Source organism: Niallia sp. CD-39, assembly GCF_059874745.1.
In genome coordinates this window covers 954,820-972,668 of sequence record NZ_JCBCPS010000001.1, presented here as the reverse complement: position 1 = coordinate 972,668, position 17,849 = coordinate 954,820, and the positions used below count along the sequence as shown (strand labels likewise).

Genomic DNA, 17,849 nt, shown 5'->3' with positions numbered 1-17,849 from the left:
GGATTTTAGTTAGCGCATATAGTTTTTTATTGAAAAATTATATTTTCTCTTATCGTGAAGAAAAACATACTCCTCAAGTATGTTTTTTTTTGCTGTTGTCAAAGCTGATTCTATACTAGGAAATGAATGGAATATGTAGAGGTGAATCATGGAACATAATCGTAAAGTTCCCGTCTCCACCGACATTAAACGGAATGTCGATTACTTGCATAGAGAATTGGGAATTGAAAAAAGCTTTGACATCATTGAGCATCCGGTAGTATATGCAGAAAGAAAAATGACTTTCTACTTTGTAGATGGGTTTGCCAAGGATGACATTTTACATCGCTTGATGAAGAAGTTATCTGAGTTGTCGGCCGAACAGCTTGAAGGAGATACGCTAAATAAACTCGTAAAAACATATATACCTTATATAGAAATTGAGATTAGTGACGACTTGAATAATGTTGTCAACAAAGTATTGGCTGGTCCAGCTGCACTCGTTGTAGATGGTATCGACCATGTGATTATCATCGATGCACGTGAATACCCAATTAGAGGACCCGAAGAGCCTGATATTGAAAGAGTCGTGCGGGGATCTCGAGATGGCTTTGTCGAAACGCTAGTTTTTAATGCTGCCTTGACGAGGAGGCGTGTCCGTGACCGAACGTTAAGAATGGAGTATCTACAAGTAGGAAGACGTTCTCAAACGGATGTTGTCGTTACATATATTGAAGATATTGCAGATCCAAAGATTGTGAAAGAAGTAAAAGATTCAATTGCAAAAATAGATACAGACGGGCTACCTATGGCAGAGAAAACAATTGAAGAATTTATTTCGGGGCGACATTGGAATCCTTATCCACTTGTCCGATATACAGAGAGGCCAGATACTGCTGCTACGCATCTTTATGAGGGGCATGTATGCGTTATTGTTGACGGATCACCAAGTGTCATCATAACGCCGACAACATTTTGGCATCATTTGCAACATGCAGAAGAATATCGTAATAAACCCGTTGTAGGGGCATATTTAAGAGCAGTTCGTTTTTTTGCGGTATGGTGTTCCTTGTTTCTGCTGCCACTATGGTATTTGTTTGCGATCCAACCAGAATTATTACCAGAAGGTATAGCATTTATAGGCCCTAATGAAACAGGTGAAATTCCATTGTTTCTTCAATTTCTCATTATTGAAGTCGGTCTTGATATGTTAAGAATGGCCGCCATTCATACGCCGTCCTCACTAGGTGCTGCACTAGGATTAGTCGCAGCATTAATGATTGGTGATGTGGCTGTAGGTGTGGGACTATTCATTGATGAGGTCGTTCTTTATTTAGCTATTGCTGCGATTGGAACATTTGCAACACCTAGCTACGAAATGAGCTTAGCAAACCGGTTGGCAAGAATTTTTTTACTTATTGTCACTAGTATTTTTGGAATATATGGTTTTGTTGTTGGAGTCACGTTGCTATTTATCCTTCTTTCAAGAATGAATTCATTCGGTGTTCCTTACTTTTGGCCATTTGTTCCATTCAATTTCCGTGCTTTTCGTGACGTTCTTTTACGATCGCCTATTCCACTTAAGAGCAGTCGACCAAAAGCGCTTCACCCAAAAGACCCTGACCGCTAATAAGAGACTCGCTATGTCTTAAAAGGATATAGGGAGTTTTTTTGTACATTGTTACTTGTAGCGAAATCTTTTATACTTTAAGTACAATACGAAAAAAGGTGTAAACATGAAGACGATTTTTGAAGTACAGCAACTGTTAAAGACATACGGTACATATATTTATACTGGGAATCGATTAGGTGACCTTCAGCTAATGGAAATGGAAATCCGTGATTTATATGAGGCGCAATTCATTTCCGTCGAGCAGTTTAAGGAAGCCATTCTAGTGCTCAGGCATGAACAACAGCGGATTACAAAAAACTAAATAAGGAGTAGAAGAGTATGGAAAAGGTGCTGGTTGGAATTGATTTAGGAGGAACATCGATAAAAATGGCTCTCTTTCAATTAGGTGGTATACTCATTGATAAATGGGAGATTCCTACAAATAATCGTGAGTTGGGAAAGTACATCCTAGAAGATCTTGCACAATCATTACACAATAAAAGAAAAGAACACTCCATACTCGAGCATGATATCCTTTCAATTGGAATGGGTGCTCCTGGACCTGTTGATGTGAAAACAGGTACAATCCTTCATTGTGTGAATATTGGCTGGGAAGACCAATATCCACTACAAAAGAATCTACAAGAGAAACTTCAACTACCCGTAATCGTCGACAACGATGCGAACTGTGCGGCCTTAGGGGAAATGTGGAAAGGTGCTGGTGAAGGAGCAAAAGACTTAATTTGTTTAACACTCGGCACGGGAGTTGGTGGTGGAGTCATCATCAATAACCAAATCGTTCACGGAGCGAGCTTTTCAGCTGGGGAGATTGGGCATATTACCGCGATTCCTAGTGGAGGAATTCTTTGCAACTGTGGGAAGACAGGCTGTTTAGAAACAATTGCGTCTGCCACAGGCATTGTAAGGTTAGCAAAAGATAAAATGACATCTTACAATCGATCATTATTGAATGAAAAACAAGCGTTTTCGTCAATAGATGTATTTGAAGCAGCTAGACAAAAAGATGAACTGGCTCTAACTGTTGTAGATGATGTAAGCCGGTATTTAGGGTTAGCTCTAGCAAACCTTGCTGGTGTGTTAAACCCTGATAAAGTGATCATTGGCGGTGGCGTATCAAAAGCGGGATCTTTGTTGTTAACGCCCGTCACAACATATTTTAAGCAGTATGCTTTTTCTGGAGTACGTCATGCGACATTGCTAGAGTTTGCCCGCCTTGGAAATGATGCAGGAGTGTACGGAGCTGCATGGTTAGCTAAAACGCTGAATGAGCGTGAACAGTCATACTTGTAAGTCATTTTTATGCATTCCTAAACATAGGATAGTGATGATGGAGAGGAGTGACAAAGGTGAAAATCCGAGTTCAACCGGGGGATACATTATGGAAGTACAGTCAATTGTTTATGATACCTATGAATTTAATGATTGATTCAAATCCAAATGTCGATCCACAAGCCATGCAAATCGGGCAAGAAATTTTCATCCCTGGTTTTACAGAAAGTACTTACACGATTAAAGAAGGGGATACATTATACAAGTTAGGACAATCAAGGCATACATCTGTTGAACTAATAAAACAAATAAATCCTACTATTCAAGAACATAATTTAGTAATTGGCTCCGAAATTTATTTGCCTCAAAGAATCATAGCTCCGTTGTATAATCGGAAAATTGAGTATGATTATGCGATGCTTCAAGAAGATATTAAAATGTTAAAAGCTGTCTATCCCTTTATAACGACAGAAAAAATAGGAGAAAGCGCCCTTGGAAAATCAATTGATGCGATTCGCATAGGGAAAGGTCCGAAAAAGGTCCAAATTAATGCATCGTTTCACGCGAATGAGTGGATCACAACACCAATATTAATGGCGTTGTTAAATAGTTATCTTCTTTCCTTAACGAATGTACGCCCGATTAGAGGGATTTTTACGATGCCGCTATATAATACAGTCGAGTTAGTGATTGTTCCAATGGTCAATCCTGATGGAGTGGATTTGGTTCATTATGGGCCTCCTGAAGCTCTTGCCGAACAGCTGATTACCTTGAATCGTGGTAGTGAGGATTTCAGTGGCTGGAAGGCGAATATTAATGGAGTAGACTTGAATAACCAATTTCCCGCTAAATGGGAAGTGGAAAGCGAACGAATGGAGCAAGAACCTGGTCCAAGGGACTTTCCAGGATATGCACCATTAACGGAGCCTGAGGCGATTGCAATTGCCAACTTCGCAGAAGAGGAAAACTTTGACCGTTTGCTTGCTTTTCATACACAAGGAGCAGAGTTTTATTGGGGGTTTGAAGGGTTAGAGCCAGAGGAATCTGCCGAGTTAGCAGCTGAATTTGAACGGGTAAGTGGTTATCGATCGGTCCAAAACATTGACAGCTACGCAGGATATAAGGATTGGTTTATTCAAGAGTTTCGAAATCCTGGTTTTACGATCGAATTAGGCAGAGGAGTTAATCCACTACCATTGTCTCAATTTGAAGAGATTTACGAAGAAGTACTTGGAATCTTTTTAGCTTCCATGTATGTGTAAAAAAACATATGGAAAAATTTTTAAGAAAAAGCCGTTTACGGCTTTTTTTACTGCAATAATTATAATATGATTGAAATAATTGAAACAAAAGGAACGTATTTACGTACTAATAGTTAGATAGGAGGATGAAAATATGAAGTATAGTTCTTTTAAAATGAATATTTCAGGAATCTTTATTGCTGTCTGTCTTCTTTTCATCCTTTCGTCATGTAACAAAGCAGGTCAACAAGTTCCGGAACAAGAGACACATCAGCCTGATCCAACTCCGGATGTTAGCGAACAGCCGCTGCACCCGATTACATTAGCGGGTAGTCAAGTTGCAACTGCGTATGGCTGGCTAGATGAAGAATCGATTCTGTATGCATCAACCACAAGTGAAGGAACAGTCTTATATGAATATGATGTGCATACAGGAGAAGAGCGTTTATTATTCGAAACAGATGCGGATGTAGCAGGAGTTCTGATTCATTCGAGCTTACAATATATTGCGATTCATACTGCACGATCAACATACGAGGCAGAAGTGGTCATTATTGATATCGATGGAAATCATTTATATACTACGAATTACATTAGCAATGACCTTTCTCTTGCTTGGAAGCATGGAGAGGAATTAGGTCTAGCAGTATCTGTGTTTGCTGAAGATTGGACGTATGAAACGTTTATTATTGATGTGATGGGAGAACAGGAAGTTGCTGTTGAGATAGAAGATCCGTTTTCCATATGGTTAGATTCAGAAGAGTATGTTTATCTAGATTGGGATCAAGAACATCCGCAATTAGTTGCACCACTGATTCAGTCTTCTATTGATATCGAAGCTAGTCGGCAGGAAATAGCCGAAAGCGTTTATCGCTTGTACACGTCTGAGGATTATATATTAACGATTTCCGTTTCAGATGTGGATTCAAGTGAAGCAGTCTATACGTTTTATAATCATGCATTAAAAGAGATAGCTCGTTTTTCACTTCCACATTTAACGACTTTTTCGGATTGGCTTGTTCCTAACCATGATTTTCTTAATCAAGAAACATTCATGACCTTTGCACCAAAACATAGCGGTGGATTTGAAACATATGGTAGCGGCTTTCAGTTACTAAAATATAATCTTCTAACAGAAGAGTTTGATGTGTTATTTGATGAGATCGATCAAGAACCGATTCAATGTTCCTCGAATGGTGAGTACTGCTTATATGGATTCTATTTAGAAAAAATGATCGATATAAAAGAAAAGACAATTGAATCGTTCTTCAAAGGGCAAAATTCTTGAATATTGATAATGATTGCTTTACAAATAATAAGGGAAATCAATTTTTGATAAGAGAGGTTTTTTAAAGATGGCAATTGTAGATGTTACAATTATTCCAATTGGAACGGAAACACCAAGTGTAAGTTCCTATGTAGCTGAGGTGCAAAAAGTTTTACAAAAACATAAAGAGCAAGGGACGATTGACTTTCAATTAACGCCGATGAGCACACTTATTGAAGGGGAGTTGTCGATCCTCTTAAAGGTAGTAGAAGAGATGCATGAGGTTCCGTTTGCAAACGGACTATCCCGTGTTGCAACAAATATTCGAATTGATGATCGCAGAGATGTAAAAAGGTCAATGAATGATAAAGTTGCTAAAGTCCAATCATTGATTGGAGAATAACATGATCGTTTTTTATAACCAATAAACGATCTATTAAAAAAGATTGACCTTAGTTGGTCAATCTTTTTTAGTGATTAATGTCCTGCAGGGTATCCACCAGTTATAAGTGTTGCGATTGCGAATCCACCAAATACAAGGACTGAAGGAACAGCTAGAGCAAGACCTAGTAAGTTCTTGTTTTTAAAAGCACTAATTGTACCGAAAACGGCTAAAATTGCAGTTAAAGCAAAAATAATGACTAATCCCATCTTTATAAACCCCCCTTAAATATCAATTAACATAGAGAGTGCTGACCCTCATTTTATGTAAGAAGATTTTAACATTCGTTATTATTTTATAGCTTTTTCCCCTTTTTGTCGAGGTTTAATCTTGAGACTTATTTGACGATTTCATTAACTTTATTTTCTCCAATAAACGTGAACTCATTCATACTTATCGAGTTGATTTACCAATTATAAAACCATCGTGTACAATAAAGGATAAGATAAGCTAGAGGAGGTAATGTGATGAAGTGGAGAAGAATACCGTTAGGTCCGTTGCAAACAAATTGTTACATCATTCATAATGAAGCGAAAGAGTGCTTGATTTTTGATCCAGGTGAAGAGCCGCAAAAAATCATTCAGTATGTGAGTGACAAAGGTTTAAAACCAATAGCAATATTATTAACACATGCTCATTTTGATCATATCGGTGCGTTAGAAGCGATCCGTGAACACTATCAAATTCCAGTGCATATTCATGAAAAAGAGGCTGCATGGTTATTTGATCCAGCGTTAAATGGTTCACAGTTTTTCCAAATGGGTGAGCTCATTCGTGCAAAACCTGCTGACCATTTTATTGCGAAGGAAGGGAAAATGGAGATTGGTTCTTTTGAATTTGAAGTCAGAGAAACTCCTGGCCATTCGCCTGGAAGTGTATCCTTTTACTTTGACATGTTAAGTATTGTTGTGTCTGGAGATGCTTTGTTTAATGGAAGCATTGGAAGAACGGATTTACCTGGCGGAGATCATCGTCAATTAGTGAATAACATTCGACAAAAGCTATTAACATTGCCAAGTGATACGATTGTATTATCAGGACATGGTCCTGAAACGATCGTTTCTGACGAGGCAGAATCAAATCCATTCTTGACATGAAAATTCATTGCAAAAATAAGACAGGTTCTCTATTTAGAGAACCTGTCTAGGGATATTTTATCTTTTAATGGGAGGGATATATATAAGCTACTATTAACACAATATAACAAAGTTTCCACTATGTCAATGATGAAAACCTATGGATGAGGAGTTTTTATGATCGATTTTTTAAAGGAATATATACATAAACAACCGAATCAAATGATAACATTTGACGACTTCATGGATCAGGTGTTGTATCATCCAGAACGTGGCTATTATATGAATAGCAATGTAAAGATCGGTAAACAGGGTGATTTCTACACGACAAGCAATGTTTCTGACTTATATGGCGAGATGATTGCGAAGTGGTACTATCATTACCATCAAGAAAACGGGCTTCCTCCTGCAATCTGTGAAATCGGTGGTGGTAATGGCCGGTTTGCGCGGGCATTCCTCAAAAAATGGGAAACGCTCACTGAAGAGAGCATGCGGTATTATATGGTCGATAAAAGTCGTTTCCATCTTGAGTTGCAAAAAGAAGATTCATATTTGGATATGAGAGTCATCCCGATCCATTCAATAGAAGAAATAAAACCATTTCAAGGTTTAGTGTTCTCAAATGAATTATTTGATGCTTTTCCTGTCCATATCATTCAGAACAAAAATGGTGAGTTATATGAGCAAATGGTGAGCTTTGATGAGGCATTGAATAGGCTTTATGAATCCTCTGTACCTTTATCTAATATGCGCATTAAAAATTATCTCGATCAGTACGCAGTTTCTTTAAGCGATGGACAACGGTTTGAAGTTCCTTTACGAATGTTGAATTATATTGAAGAGATATCTTGTTCTTTGGATAGAGGGCTTGTTCTAACCGTTGACTATGGGTATACGAATGATGAATGGACTGAAGCCGCAAGAAAAGACGGAAGCTTAAGAGGCTATTATCAGCATCGAATGGTGACGGACGTTTTTTCTCACGTTGGGGAAATGGATTTAACGACTCACATTCAATTCGACCCTTTTATCAAAAAAGGGAATGAAGTTGGTTTGTGCTTTCTACATAAATGGCGGTTAGATGAATTTTTTATTGAAGCTGGGATCTTAGAAGAACTTTCCCCTCATGCATCAACAGATCCATTCTCTCAAGCGTTTAAGCGAAACAGAGCAATACGGAGTCTCATCATGCCAGATGGAATGGCGGCTTCTTTCCATGCTGTTTTACAAGAAAAGAATTAATGAGATGGAAAAAAGCGATACACATCTGTGTACCGCTTTTTTATGTAAGCTATAAGTCCTTGGTTGCTCTTAGTGACCACCCATGCCAGGAACCATATTAAAGGTTGTCCAGTAGGTGAATCCGACGAAGAACACTGTTAAATATGCGCCAAAAACATAAATATACATACGTTCAGAAAGCTTAAGGTAGCTTAAAAGCAGGAAGAAGCCTGTTTGAACGAAGAAGATTAAAGACGTTGTGTACATATCGCCAACATAGAACATAACAGCGAAAATACCAGTCCAAAATCCCAATACTCGGAACATGCGATCCATATATATCCCTCCTTATACGCATACAAGTCCATCACTACAATATTATAAGGTAAGACTTGGTTAAAAGTAAATAAGATGTTGTTAGTTTGTCAAAGCAGTCTGATAAGAGCAAAAATCACAACCATTTAACATGTTCGATTTTTCAATTAAAAGTACTTCTGGGAATAGTGTATGGAACATCCCTTGTAAAAATTCATAATGCATATGACAAACTGAATTTGGGTGTTTGGCCGCTACTTCTTTAAAAGGGCAGTTGTATATTTGGAAATACACCTTTGTTTCTTCTTCACTCACTTCAAATTCAGGATTGAACCCTGAAATCAATGCAGCGTTCTTAATAATATTTAATTTGTCTTCGAAGCGAAGGGAAGCATCATTCAAAAGGTTTCTGCGTTGTAATTCTTGTTCAATGAGTCTTTCTCCAAATCGTTTTCCCGTATTTCTTAACGCTTCTTTTCCAGCTTCACCCATTGCTAACATTGACTCTAGCGCAATTGTAGAAAGCAGCTGATAATCTCTGTACGGGAAGTTTAATTGAATGACTTCATCAGATAAGCGATAGAGTCTGCTAGGTCTACCACCCTTCCCTGTTTTCTTCGTTTCAGAAATGATCATATTCACATCTTCTAGCTTAGACAAATGCAGCCTGGCTACATTCGGATGTATCTCAAAATGATCGGCGATTTCTTGTACGGTCACGTCTAAATGTTTATTTGAAATATACTGGTATATATAATAACGTGTTGGATCAGATAAGACATTGGTAATCCGTAATGTTTGCTCCACCTAACCTCACCTCATTTTCATATTTATTCCATTATAATATAGTGGAAACAAGTAAACACTGTTTTCACCATATGTTTAGAAAATGTTCACAATATCAAAAAGAATTATGAATTATTATTGAAGGGAAGAAGGAGTTGGTTTTAATGTTGTCGAAAAGGTAAGAAACGTCTCGAAAGGTGGTGTAAGTGTGTTCCACATTGAAGAGCTTGCGCAGCAAATTCTCCGCGACGCAGTCCTTCATCAAGCATCTGATGTTCATATAATGCCTCGCAAGCGCGATACCCTCATTCAATTTAGAATTGCTAATAGGTTAATCCCAAGAAAAACGCTCCCAAAACAAGAGTGCGATCGTCTCATCTCTCATTTTAAGTTTTCTGCTTCCATGGATATCGGTGATAAAAGACGGCCACAGAACGGGGCATCGACACAAATCATTGATGGTAAGACTGTTGGTTTACGCTTTTCCACGCTTCCTTCTATTTATAATGAAAGCTTAGTCATTCGTATCCTCCCCCAGCAAGAACAAATTCCATTTGAACGCATTTCCTTATTCCCAGCTGTTACTCACAAAATGTTGACGTTATTAAAGCATGCGCATGGATTAATCCTTTTAACCGGGCCGACAGGGAGTGGGAAGACGACAACGTTGTACTCACTTCTCCATGAAACTTCCCATTTATTACAGAGAAACATCATTACCTTAGAAGACCCAATCGAAAAGATGAATGATTTTGTCACGCAAGTCCAAGTCAATGAAAGAGCAGGAGTGACGTATGCTACTGGCTTAGAAGCAATTTTAAGACATGACCCAGACATTATCATGGTTGGAGAAATCCGCGATTCAGAAACTGCGAAAATCGCCGTTCGAGCAGCCTTAAGTGGTCATCTCGTATTAAGCACGATGCATACACGAGATGCAGAGGGAGCGGTGTATCGATTAATGGAGTTTGGTGTGAACTGGATTGAAATCCAGCAAACATTAGTGGCGGTAACGGCGCAGCGATTAGTGGAGCTAGTTTGTCCATATTGTGAAAGGAGCTGTTCACCTGGTTGTTATCGTACTGGAAGGTGGAAGCGTGCAAGTGTGTTTGAATTTTTATCAGGGCGAGCTTTGCAGTCAGTATTGAGAAAAGCGAATGGGCAATATGAGGAAGTTGTTTATTATAGGCTCGGTTCAATCATCCGAAAGGGGATTGCTCTAGGATATATTAAGCCTTCTGAGTATGTTCGTTGGGTGAATGATGATGAAAAGGCATAAGTGGAAATTGGAGGATCAAAGTCTTCTTTTAAAACGGACAGGTGAGTTGTTAGAAAGAGGCTATCCTCTTGATGAAGCAATTGAGTCAACATCATTATTATTGAGAAAGGAGTTGCATACGGATCTTCAGTTTAGTTTAGCTGAACTGAGGAAAGGAACACCGTTGTATGATATCCTTGATTACTTAAATTTTCATCCTCAATTAGTTGGCTACGTTTTTTTTGCTGAGCAGCATGGCAGTTTAGCAAGGGCATTTTTGGATAGCAGTGAGATGATGTTAAAAAGGGTTGAGAATCGAAACAAGTTAAGAAAACTCATATACTATCCTTTAACGTTAATGAGCATCACAATCATCTTGTTACAATTTGTAGATCGATTTTTATTGCCCCAATTTTTGTCGTTATTTCAATCAATGGGGATTGAAGATCAATTTTTCTCTGTACTTTTGCTCGTAATCGGCAATGTATTTCCACTTGTTACGGGACTACTCCTTCTAACGATCATTCTTCTTCTTTTGTACTATCACTTTTCCTTTAAACAGAAACCAGAAGTGAATCAGAAGACATTGTTAGCTCACATCCCTATTATAGGCGTCTATATTAAGCTGTATTATGCTCAAACGTTTGCAATCCAGCTTCATTATTTATTAGCTGGAGGCGTGTCAATTGCTCAGTCGCTTCAATTGTTTAAGCTAAATGAAACACAAAGGTTATTTCAAGAGTTAGGGGATGAAATGACTTTGAGGCTGAATAGGGGTGAGTCATTGTATGAACTTTTCCTTCATTATCCGTTTTTTAACGAAGACTTCGCAATAATCATCTTTCATGGGCAAAAGAACGGAAAACTGTCAGAGGAGCTATATTTTTATAGCAAGAATTGCCTTGAAAGAATTGAACAGAACATTAATCGTTCTTTAAAAATTCTTCAGCCAGTTATTTTTACGATCATCGGTGGATTCATCGTATCTTTGTATTTAGCGATTCTTATCCCAATGTTTACATTATTGGAGGGGCTATAATGTGGAAAAATAATGCTGGTTTTACGTTAATAGAAATGATGATCGTGTTACTTGTCATCTCAGTGTTGCTAATCATTACAATCCCAAATGTCACAAAACATAATTCGGATATTAACTCCAAGGGGTGCGAGGCGTATGTGAAAATGGTTGAGGCTCAAATCCAAGCTTTTGAAATTGCGAAAAAGAAAAAGCCACAATCGATCAATGAGCTCGCGAGTGAAGGGTATCTAAACGGTAATAGTTTAATTGGAAATTCTGTAACATGCCAAGATGGGACAGAAATTTCAATAGAAAATGGCGAGGTAAAGCAGAGTGGTACGTAGGAGTGAGAAAGGATTTACCTTGCTTGAAATGCTTATCGTGCTGGCGGTCTTTTTAACAATCTCTTTTGCATCTTTTTTCTTCCTTACTCCACAATCTGCACAATTAGAATCAAGGCAATTTCTTCACTCATTTCAATCAGATCTTCTACTCTCTCAACAATCTGCACTTTCTAAAGGACAGACAGTCTATTTTTCCATCGTTCCATTACAAAAGAGGTATTATGCACGCACATCAGCTACAGAATATTTATTTGTACGCGAAATACCTGATCACGTTTCTTTTTCTGCAGGAACGCTTAGTCTTTCTTTTTCATTTCGTCCAAATGGAAATATCAATCAATTCGGTCGCTTTTTCTTGCAGATCGATGATCAATTGTATCGATTCACATTTTTAATTGGGAGAGGAAGGTTTTATGTCACTAAGGGATGAAAAAGGTTTCTTCTTACTTGATGTTTTATTATCTCTTTTTGCACTCCTAGTGATATGTACGATGTTTTTACCAGTCATTGCGCAAATGAATGCTTCAAATAAGACAATAGAGTCCCATTATAAAGCAAAGCAAATTCTTTATGAACACTTACTTCACAATGAGGAGGGATTGTTAGAAGGAACGTATCATCGAGAAGATACAGTAGTGGAAGTGTTGAGAATTGATGCTAGTCGATGGGAGGTTTGTGTGTTCATTGAAAACGCTGAGGTCATTTGTGATTGGTCCTACTAATGGTTTCACTTTGCTAGAAGCGTTATTTTCTTTCTCTATTTTTTTAGTTGTGATGATGTTTGTTCCCCTTGCAGCAACCTATCTAAATCTTTATGAATACGAGGATGCAAGCTTGCAACAAATGGAGTGGATCGTTTTTGTTAATCAGCTGAAAAAAGAAGTGAGGATGTCGGATCAAGTGTATGTACTAAACAATCGTTTATTGCTGCAATCTGACGGTCAAAGCATTAGCTATGAAAAATATGATTCGGTACTTCGGAGGAGGGTAAACCAACAGGGGCATGAAGTGGTTTTGCAAAATGTCGCTAATAGCTCATTCACACAAACAGGTGACTATGTTGAATTACTAGTAACCGATCGTTTTACACAAAAGTATGAAGCGAAGCTGTTTCTGTTTTTAAGGTCGAGTACAGAAGGTGCGACTGAGGATGAATCGAATGAGGAATGAAACTGGTGCTACTTTCCCTCTCGTGCTTTCGTTGTTCTTATTGTTCTTTCTGTTCGTTTCCTCAATGATTACGTTCTTTCAGGCAAAGAACCTTATATATCATGAAGGAGAGGCGCTGATGCAGCAGGAGTATTATTTTTATCAAGGGTTGAAATATGTTGAGAAAGAGCTTGTTTCTACAGGCTCATGTAGTGTGGGAGGGGAGCTTTCTTTTCTCCACGGTGTTCTCATTTACGCATCGACGCCATTTTTAGAGGAGTTTGTTCAAATTCATTTTATGTTAACTATGGATCAGTCGAATCCAATTGAAGCGTATGTTTATTATGATTGCGTGAATCAAGAGGTATTTAAATGGGTGGAGAAGAATTGAATGCTTCTTGAATAAATTGGGCAATACTGTGTAAAAAGGGCAAAGGAAGATTGTAATGAAGTCAAATGATTATGTGAAGTTTGTTACGGAAACGTTCGTTAAGTATATGGAGCAGCCGAAGGACGAGCGAAAACAAAAACGAATGACGAAAAAGGAACAAAAAGCACCGTTTTTGTTTAGATGGTTCGGTGTTGTTCCTTATATGATCTATTATGGGATGAAACGCAATAAGAAGAGCTGATGCGATTGTATCAGCTCTCTTTTTTATGAAATGGCCTCATCAGTCAAATAAAACAGCCCCCCGTTTACGATCGAGATATGGATATGGGGATCGTATTGTTCTTTTAACGCTTTTTTCTCATTTTCATATGTTTCTTGCCCATCCTCGTTTTCTTCATAGAATGTGTCCAATAAGGCTAAATCTTCATTCCATCTTTTAATCGCTTCATTTGCCCAAGTGTGGTCCTCTTGTTGGATTTCATTTCTTAGATGATTTTCAACTCGTAATATCCCACTCTTTGGTTTAATAATCGGTGATAGTGTAAACGAATAGTCTGGAATTTTTGGTGTTAACTTTGTTTTCTTCAATTGCTCATGAAAATCATGCACGAGGGAGCCGTTAATTAATTGCAGTCCAAACGATGCGAAGCGATCTTTCTTTCGATCGCATTGATAGGAAATCTTAAGGTTCAGTCCTAACCATGGACGCAACGGTGTTTGTTGCTGAGTACCTTGATGGTCTTCAAAAAGCCGAATATAGCCAGCTAAAACTTTTGTCGACTGAAAAATCTGATGCAATCTTGGTGAACCAAAGTGAATGAACTCACCTTTTAGATTCTCAGGTGCGAGCTGTTGGTCGGTAATGAGCGTTAATTCCATTGGATTAGGAACGCCGCCTGTTTTTTCAAGGTAGTGCCAATAGAACGGACGATTCATCAATTCCTTATCCAATTCAATCGTTAGCTGAACTCTCAAATAGCCTGAGCCTTCCTCGGTTATGGTGCATTCATTTCCGATAAAATACCGCTTAAGAAACTGATGAATCTCCTGCTGCTGCACTTTCCTCATCCTCCCGTAATTGTTCTGCGAACTGTATCATTGAAGCCAGATTGTCCATCTTTACTTTCATTTCCCCTTTTGTAGAGGAACGCCCAAAAATATCAAGAAGATGGTCTTCAAGGCTGCCAAATTCTAATTTTGTTAAAATATCATCGAGTTCTCCGACTACTTTTTCAAACAACGCAATCTTTTCATATAGTAGCGTGAGCACATGCTCTTCTACAGTATCTTTGATCGCAAAATTATAAATATGAACATCTTCCTCCTGACCGAGGCGATGAACACGGCCAATTCTTTGCTCTAATCTCATTGGGTTCCATGGGAGATCATAGTTGATCATATGGTGACAAAACTGAAGATTGATTCCTTCTCCGCCAGCTTCTGTTGCAATGAGCACTTGTGCATTCTTTTGAAACAGCTCCCGCATCCAATCTTTCTTCCCTCGTTTAAACCCGCCACGGAATGGGACGGATGTGATGCCATGCTGCTTTAAGAACCATTGTAAATACATTTGTGTTGCGCGGTATTCAGTGAAAATAATCACTTTATCATTGATTTCTTGAATCAGGGATAACGCTTTTTCTGCTTTTGAATTGCGAGCCACTTTTTCTACTTTGCTCATAAGTTCATTAATCGTTTGAACATAAGCAGTAGATGGATTCTCTTGTTTTTGAAGCATGTTCTTTAATGTCGTATATACAGCTTCACGGCTGCTGCATGCTTCACGTTGTAACGTAATAACAGAGAATAGATTGCTTCCTGCCCATTGGTCATGACGTAGATTCGTAATGGAATCATATAAATCTCTTTCCTCATGTGAGATCTCGATCGGAATTGTTTGCACATGACGTTCAGTCCATTCAATGCCAGTATCCTGTCTTCTGTTTCGGATCATTACCTTATTTACAAGCTCTTTTAAATGCTCATGATCATCAAGTGTGCGTGCATTTTTTTTGTACTTCTCATAAAATTGACTCGCATTTCCTAAATGTCCGGGCTTTAATAACGAGACAAGGTTGAATATTTCGCTCACTCGATTTTGAATCGGTGTGGCTGTTAGCAATAGGCAAAACTTCTTTTTCAACCCCTGAACAAACTCATAGTTTCTCGTCTGATTATTCTTTAGTTTATGAGCTTCATCAATAATAATTAAATCATAATCTAAGCTGTTAATAATCTCTCGATGCGGATTGCGCTTGGCTGTATCAATGGATGACACAACAACATCGTATTGCTCCCATACATAACTCTTTCTTTGGGCGATAGCAGGGATGAAGAACTTCGTATTTAATTCGAATGCCCATTGGGAAACAAGAGAAGCTGGCACGAGAATAAGCGCTTTTTTGACTAAACCACGAATCATGTACTCTTTTAAAATCAAACCCGCCTCAATGGTTTTACCGAGTCCGACTTCATCTGCTAGAATGGCCTTGCCATTCATATTTTCGACGACTTGCTTTGAAACCTCCAATTGGTGAGGAAGTGGAGTTAAATGTGTTAAATGTTTTGGTGCTTGTAGCCCTTCGAATTCAGGAACTACAGTATGATTCTCTACTTCGATTGCGAGCTGGTAAAGATCATAATTTGCCCATGGTCCGTCACTCTCAATCTTTTTATGAAATTCATCTTCCCATTCATGGTCAAAATTTATTTGAATACTCATGAGGCTCACTCCTTCTAACTCTCCAGATTTCTACTAAGCATGTAAAACAGACAGAAATCGAATAATATGATAAAACGATATAAAATCGTTCGTGTTTTAGTCTAAGATTAGAAAGAAAAGCAATTATTTTTACGTTATTGAGAGAAAATATATTGCTCATTCATAGGTTTAGATGGTAGGATGTTAGTAACCTTAAAGTTTTCAAAATTGTCACATTGGGACTTTTAAGAAAACCTTTACTTTCATGATTAGTACAAGGGGTTACAAGCTCCTTACACTTTTCTTAGTATGAACAAACTTCGATTTTTTTATAATGCGAATGACAGCAAGAGGAGAGACTGCTTTAATAGTGGCGCCGAAGGAGCAAACAAGCGATTGTGAATCTCTCAGGCAAAAGAACTCTTGTTTGACGCATCTCTGGAGAGAGTCCTTTAATGGGCGACCAAAGGGGTAAGCTGATTGGATAATCAGATAAACTCTCAGGTGAAAGGACAGAGATCTTCTCGTAAATGAGGGGATTCTCTGTCCTTTTTTACTGTTCATTTTATAGAAAAAAAGGTCAAAGAACATGAATCTCTCAAGAAGTTATAAAAAGCTCAAAGTGAAATAAACGATAGGGAGGACAAGTAAATGTCACAGTTAAATCGTACTCCATTGTTTGATGTGTATGGACAATACGGGGCGAAAACGATTGATTTTGGAGGATGGGATCTACCTGTTCAATTCTCCAGCATTAAAGAAGAGCATGAGGCCGTTCGTTCTAAAGCGGGACTTTCTGATGTATCCCATATGGGTGAAATTACAGTTAAAGGTCCAGATAGCCTCGCGTACTTACAAAAAATGCTTACGAATGATTTATCAAAGCTAAAGACAAATGGTGCCATCTATACAGCGATGTGCTATGAGAATGGCGGTACTGTTGATGATTTACTTGTTTACAAACTGGATGAAGACGATTATTTACTTGTTGTAAATGCGGCAAATATCGAGAAAGACTTCGATTGGATGAAAAAGCACGTAACTGAAGATGTCGTCGTAGAAAATGTTTCAGAAGATTATGCACAATTGGCATTGCAAGGGCCATTAGCAGAAAAAACTTTGCAAAAGTTAGCATCAGGAGCAGACTTGAGCGCAATTGGCTTCTTTAAGTTCCAAACTGAAGTTCTTCTAAGTGGAAAGAAGGCACTTGTGTCACGAACAGGATACACAGGAGAAGATGGATTTGAAATTTATTGCTCTCCATCAGAAGCGAAGGATCTTTGGAAAGACATTCTCGAAGCTGGCAAAGAAGATGGAGTTCTTCCATGTGGTCTTGGAGCGCGTGATACGCTTCGATTTGAAGCGAATTTAGCTCTTTATGGTCAAGAATTATCACCAGACATTTCCCCATTAGAAGCGGGCATTGGCTTTGCTGTTAAAGTGAACAAGGAAGTTGACTTTATTGGAAAGGCTCCATTAAAGGAACAAAAAGAAAATGGTGTACCGCGTAAGCTTGTAGGAATTGAAATGATTGATCGTGGCATTCCACGCCATGGCTACAGCGTTCTTGTAAACGGCGAAGTTGTTGGAGAAGTGACAACTGGTACACAATCTCCAACTCTGAAGAAAAACATAGGGCTTGTTCTTATTCAAGCTGAGTTAGCACAGTTAGGCAATGAAGTGGAAGTCGAAATTCGTAAAAAGCATCTAAAAGCGAAAATCGTACCAACACCTTTTTATAAAAGAGCAAAAAAATAAG

The 17,849-nt window shown here is 38.3% G+C and carries 22 protein-coding genes and 1 riboswitch; of the genes, 17 read left to right on the top strand and 5 right to left on the bottom strand.

The window, feature by feature from the left end; translation table 11 throughout:
• Nucleotides 1-148 precede the first annotated feature (148 nt).
• The 6 genes from AC6F34_RS04975 to AC6F34_RS04950 all read left to right on the top strand — a co-directional run bounded on the left by AC6F34_RS04975 (nt 149) and on the right by AC6F34_RS04950 (nt 5,792).
• A complete protein-coding gene (locus AC6F34_RS04975) occupies nt 149-1,609 on the top strand; it encodes a spore germination protein (protein ID WP_500769544.1) in 1,461 nt (486 codons plus the stop codon).
• 106 nt (nt 1,610-1,715) lie between these two features.
• Nucleotides 1,716-1,913, top strand: a complete 198-nt coding sequence (locus tag AC6F34_RS04970; RefSeq protein WP_500769542.1) for a YqgQ family protein — start codon at nt 1,716-1,718, stop codon at nt 1,911-1,913.
• Nucleotides 1,914-1,930: 17 nt separating this feature from the next.
• Entirely contained in the window at nt 1,931-2,902 is a 972-nt protein-coding gene (locus AC6F34_RS04965; protein ID WP_500769540.1) for an ROK family glucokinase, read from the top strand.
• A 56-nt stretch (nt 2,903-2,958) separates the two neighbouring features.
• A complete protein-coding gene (locus AC6F34_RS04960) occupies nt 2,959-4,143 on the top strand; it encodes a M14 family metallopeptidase (RefSeq protein ID WP_500769538.1) in 1,185 nt (394 codons plus the stop codon).
• 133 nt (nt 4,144-4,276) lie between these two features.
• Nucleotides 4,277-5,410: a YqgU-like beta propeller domain-containing protein gene (locus AC6F34_RS04955; RefSeq protein WP_500769537.1), complete on the top strand. Its 1,134-nt coding sequence runs from the start codon at nt 4,277-4,279 to the stop codon at nt 5,408-5,410.
• Nucleotides 5,411-5,477: 67 nt separating this feature from the next.
• Nucleotides 5,478-5,792 (top strand): MTH1187 family thiamine-binding protein, encoded by a 315-nt coding sequence (locus AC6F34_RS04950; RefSeq protein WP_500769535.1) that lies wholly within the window; start codon nt 5,478-5,480, stop codon nt 5,790-5,792.
• 74 nt (nt 5,793-5,866) lie between these two features.
• On the opposite strand, the gene AC6F34_RS04945 is transcribed toward AC6F34_RS04950, so the two are convergent.
• Nucleotides 5,867-6,040 carry a DUF2759 domain-containing protein gene (locus tag AC6F34_RS04945; protein ID WP_500769533.1) on the bottom strand — a complete coding sequence of 58 codons (174 nt, stop codon included), beginning with the start codon at nt 6,038-6,040 and terminating at the stop codon, nt 5,867-5,869.
• 258 nt (nt 6,041-6,298) lie between these two features.
• On the opposite strand from AC6F34_RS04945, the gene AC6F34_RS04940 reads away from it, so the two are divergent.
• Entirely contained in the window at nt 6,299-6,928 is a 630-nt protein-coding gene (locus AC6F34_RS04940; protein WP_500769531.1) for an MBL fold metallo-hydrolase, read from the top strand.
• Between the two features lie 156 nt (nt 6,929-7,084).
• Nucleotides 7,085-8,149 (top strand): class I SAM-dependent methyltransferase, encoded by a 1,065-nt coding sequence (locus tag AC6F34_RS04935; protein WP_500769529.1) that lies wholly within the window; start codon nt 7,085-7,087, stop codon nt 8,147-8,149.
• Between the two features lie 69 nt (nt 8,150-8,218).
• Here AC6F34_RS04935 and AC6F34_RS04930 read toward each other — a convergent pair whose 3' ends face one another.
• Together AC6F34_RS04930 and AC6F34_RS04925 are read right to left on the bottom strand one after the other, a co-directional pair.
• Nucleotides 8,219-8,464 (bottom strand): DUF2626 domain-containing protein, encoded by a 246-nt coding sequence (locus AC6F34_RS04930; RefSeq protein WP_500769527.1) that lies wholly within the window; start codon nt 8,462-8,464, stop codon nt 8,219-8,221.
• Between the two features lie 81 nt (nt 8,465-8,545).
• Entirely contained in the window at nt 8,546-9,250 is a 705-nt protein-coding gene (locus tag AC6F34_RS04925; RefSeq protein WP_500769525.1) for a helix-turn-helix transcriptional regulator, read from the bottom strand.
• Between the two features lie 187 nt (nt 9,251-9,437).
• Between AC6F34_RS04925 and comGA the strand changes: the two genes are divergently transcribed.
• From comGA to AC6F34_RS04885, 8 genes are read left to right on the top strand one after another with little or no spacing between them, the layout of a single operon-like run.
• Nucleotides 9,438-10,508, top strand: a complete 1,071-nt coding sequence (gene comGA / locus AC6F34_RS04920) for a competence type IV pilus ATPase ComGA (protein WP_500769523.1) — start codon at nt 9,438-9,440, stop codon at nt 10,506-10,508.
• A complete protein-coding gene (comGB, locus tag AC6F34_RS04915) occupies nt 10,495-11,526 on the top strand; it encodes a competence type IV pilus assembly protein ComGB (RefSeq protein ID WP_500769521.1) in 1,032 nt (343 codons plus the stop codon). Before comGA ends, comGB begins: the two co-directional genes overlap by 14 nt.
• Complete coding sequence (comGC, locus tag AC6F34_RS04910) at nt 11,526-11,849, top strand: competence type IV pilus major pilin ComGC (RefSeq protein ID WP_500769519.1); 324 nt, start codon at nt 11,526-11,528, stop codon at nt 11,847-11,849. Before comGB ends, comGC begins: the two co-directional genes overlap by 1 nt.
• Complete coding sequence (comGD, locus tag AC6F34_RS04905) at nt 11,839-12,279, top strand: competence type IV pilus minor pilin ComGD (protein WP_500769517.1); 441 nt, start codon at nt 11,839-11,841, stop codon at nt 12,277-12,279. The genes comGC and comGD overlap by 11 nt, the downstream gene beginning before the upstream one ends.
• Complete coding sequence (locus AC6F34_RS04900; RefSeq protein WP_500769515.1) at nt 12,263-12,571, top strand: hypothetical protein; 309 nt, start codon at nt 12,263-12,265, stop codon at nt 12,569-12,571. The genes comGD and AC6F34_RS04900 overlap by 17 nt, the downstream gene beginning before the upstream one ends.
• The gene (comGF, locus tag AC6F34_RS04895; protein ID WP_500769513.1) at nt 12,534-13,019 is read left to right on the top strand and encodes a competence type IV pilus minor pilin ComGF; all 486 of its coding nucleotides are present in this window, start codon (nt 12,534-12,536) and stop codon (nt 13,017-13,019) included. The genes AC6F34_RS04900 and comGF overlap by 38 nt, the downstream gene beginning before the upstream one ends.
• Complete coding sequence (gene comGG, locus AC6F34_RS04890) at nt 13,000-13,389, top strand: competence type IV pilus minor pilin ComGG (RefSeq protein WP_500769511.1); 390 nt, start codon at nt 13,000-13,002, stop codon at nt 13,387-13,389. Before comGF ends, comGG begins: the two co-directional genes overlap by 20 nt.
• Before the next feature lie 55 nt (nt 13,390-13,444).
• A complete protein-coding gene (locus AC6F34_RS04885; protein WP_500769509.1) occupies nt 13,445-13,630 on the top strand; it encodes a YqzE family protein in 186 nt (61 codons plus the stop codon).
• Nucleotides 13,631-13,653: 23 nt separating this feature from the next.
• Here the strand turns inward: AC6F34_RS04885 and AC6F34_RS04880 are convergent, their stop codons facing one another.
• Both AC6F34_RS04880 and AC6F34_RS04875 read right to left on the bottom strand, forming a co-directional pair.
• Complete coding sequence (locus AC6F34_RS04880) at nt 13,654-14,448, bottom strand: YqhG family protein (RefSeq protein ID WP_500769507.1); 795 nt, start codon at nt 14,446-14,448, stop codon at nt 13,654-13,656.
• Complete coding sequence (locus tag AC6F34_RS04875) at nt 14,417-16,111, bottom strand: DEAD/DEAH box helicase (protein WP_500769505.1); 1,695 nt, start codon at nt 16,109-16,111, stop codon at nt 14,417-14,419. The genes AC6F34_RS04880 and AC6F34_RS04875 overlap by 32 nt, the downstream gene beginning before the upstream one ends.
• A gap of 319 nt (nt 16,112-16,430) precedes the next feature.
• A riboswitch (glycine riboswitch) is annotated at nt 16,431-16,523 on the top strand.
• A gap of 218 nt (nt 16,524-16,741) precedes the next feature.
• Here AC6F34_RS04875 and gcvT point away from each other — a divergent pair.
• Nucleotides 16,742-17,848, top strand: a complete 1,107-nt coding sequence (gcvT, locus tag AC6F34_RS04870; RefSeq protein ID WP_500769503.1) for a glycine cleavage system aminomethyltransferase GcvT — start codon at nt 16,742-16,744, stop codon at nt 17,846-17,848.
• The last annotated feature ends 1 nt before the right edge of the window (nt 17,849 follow it).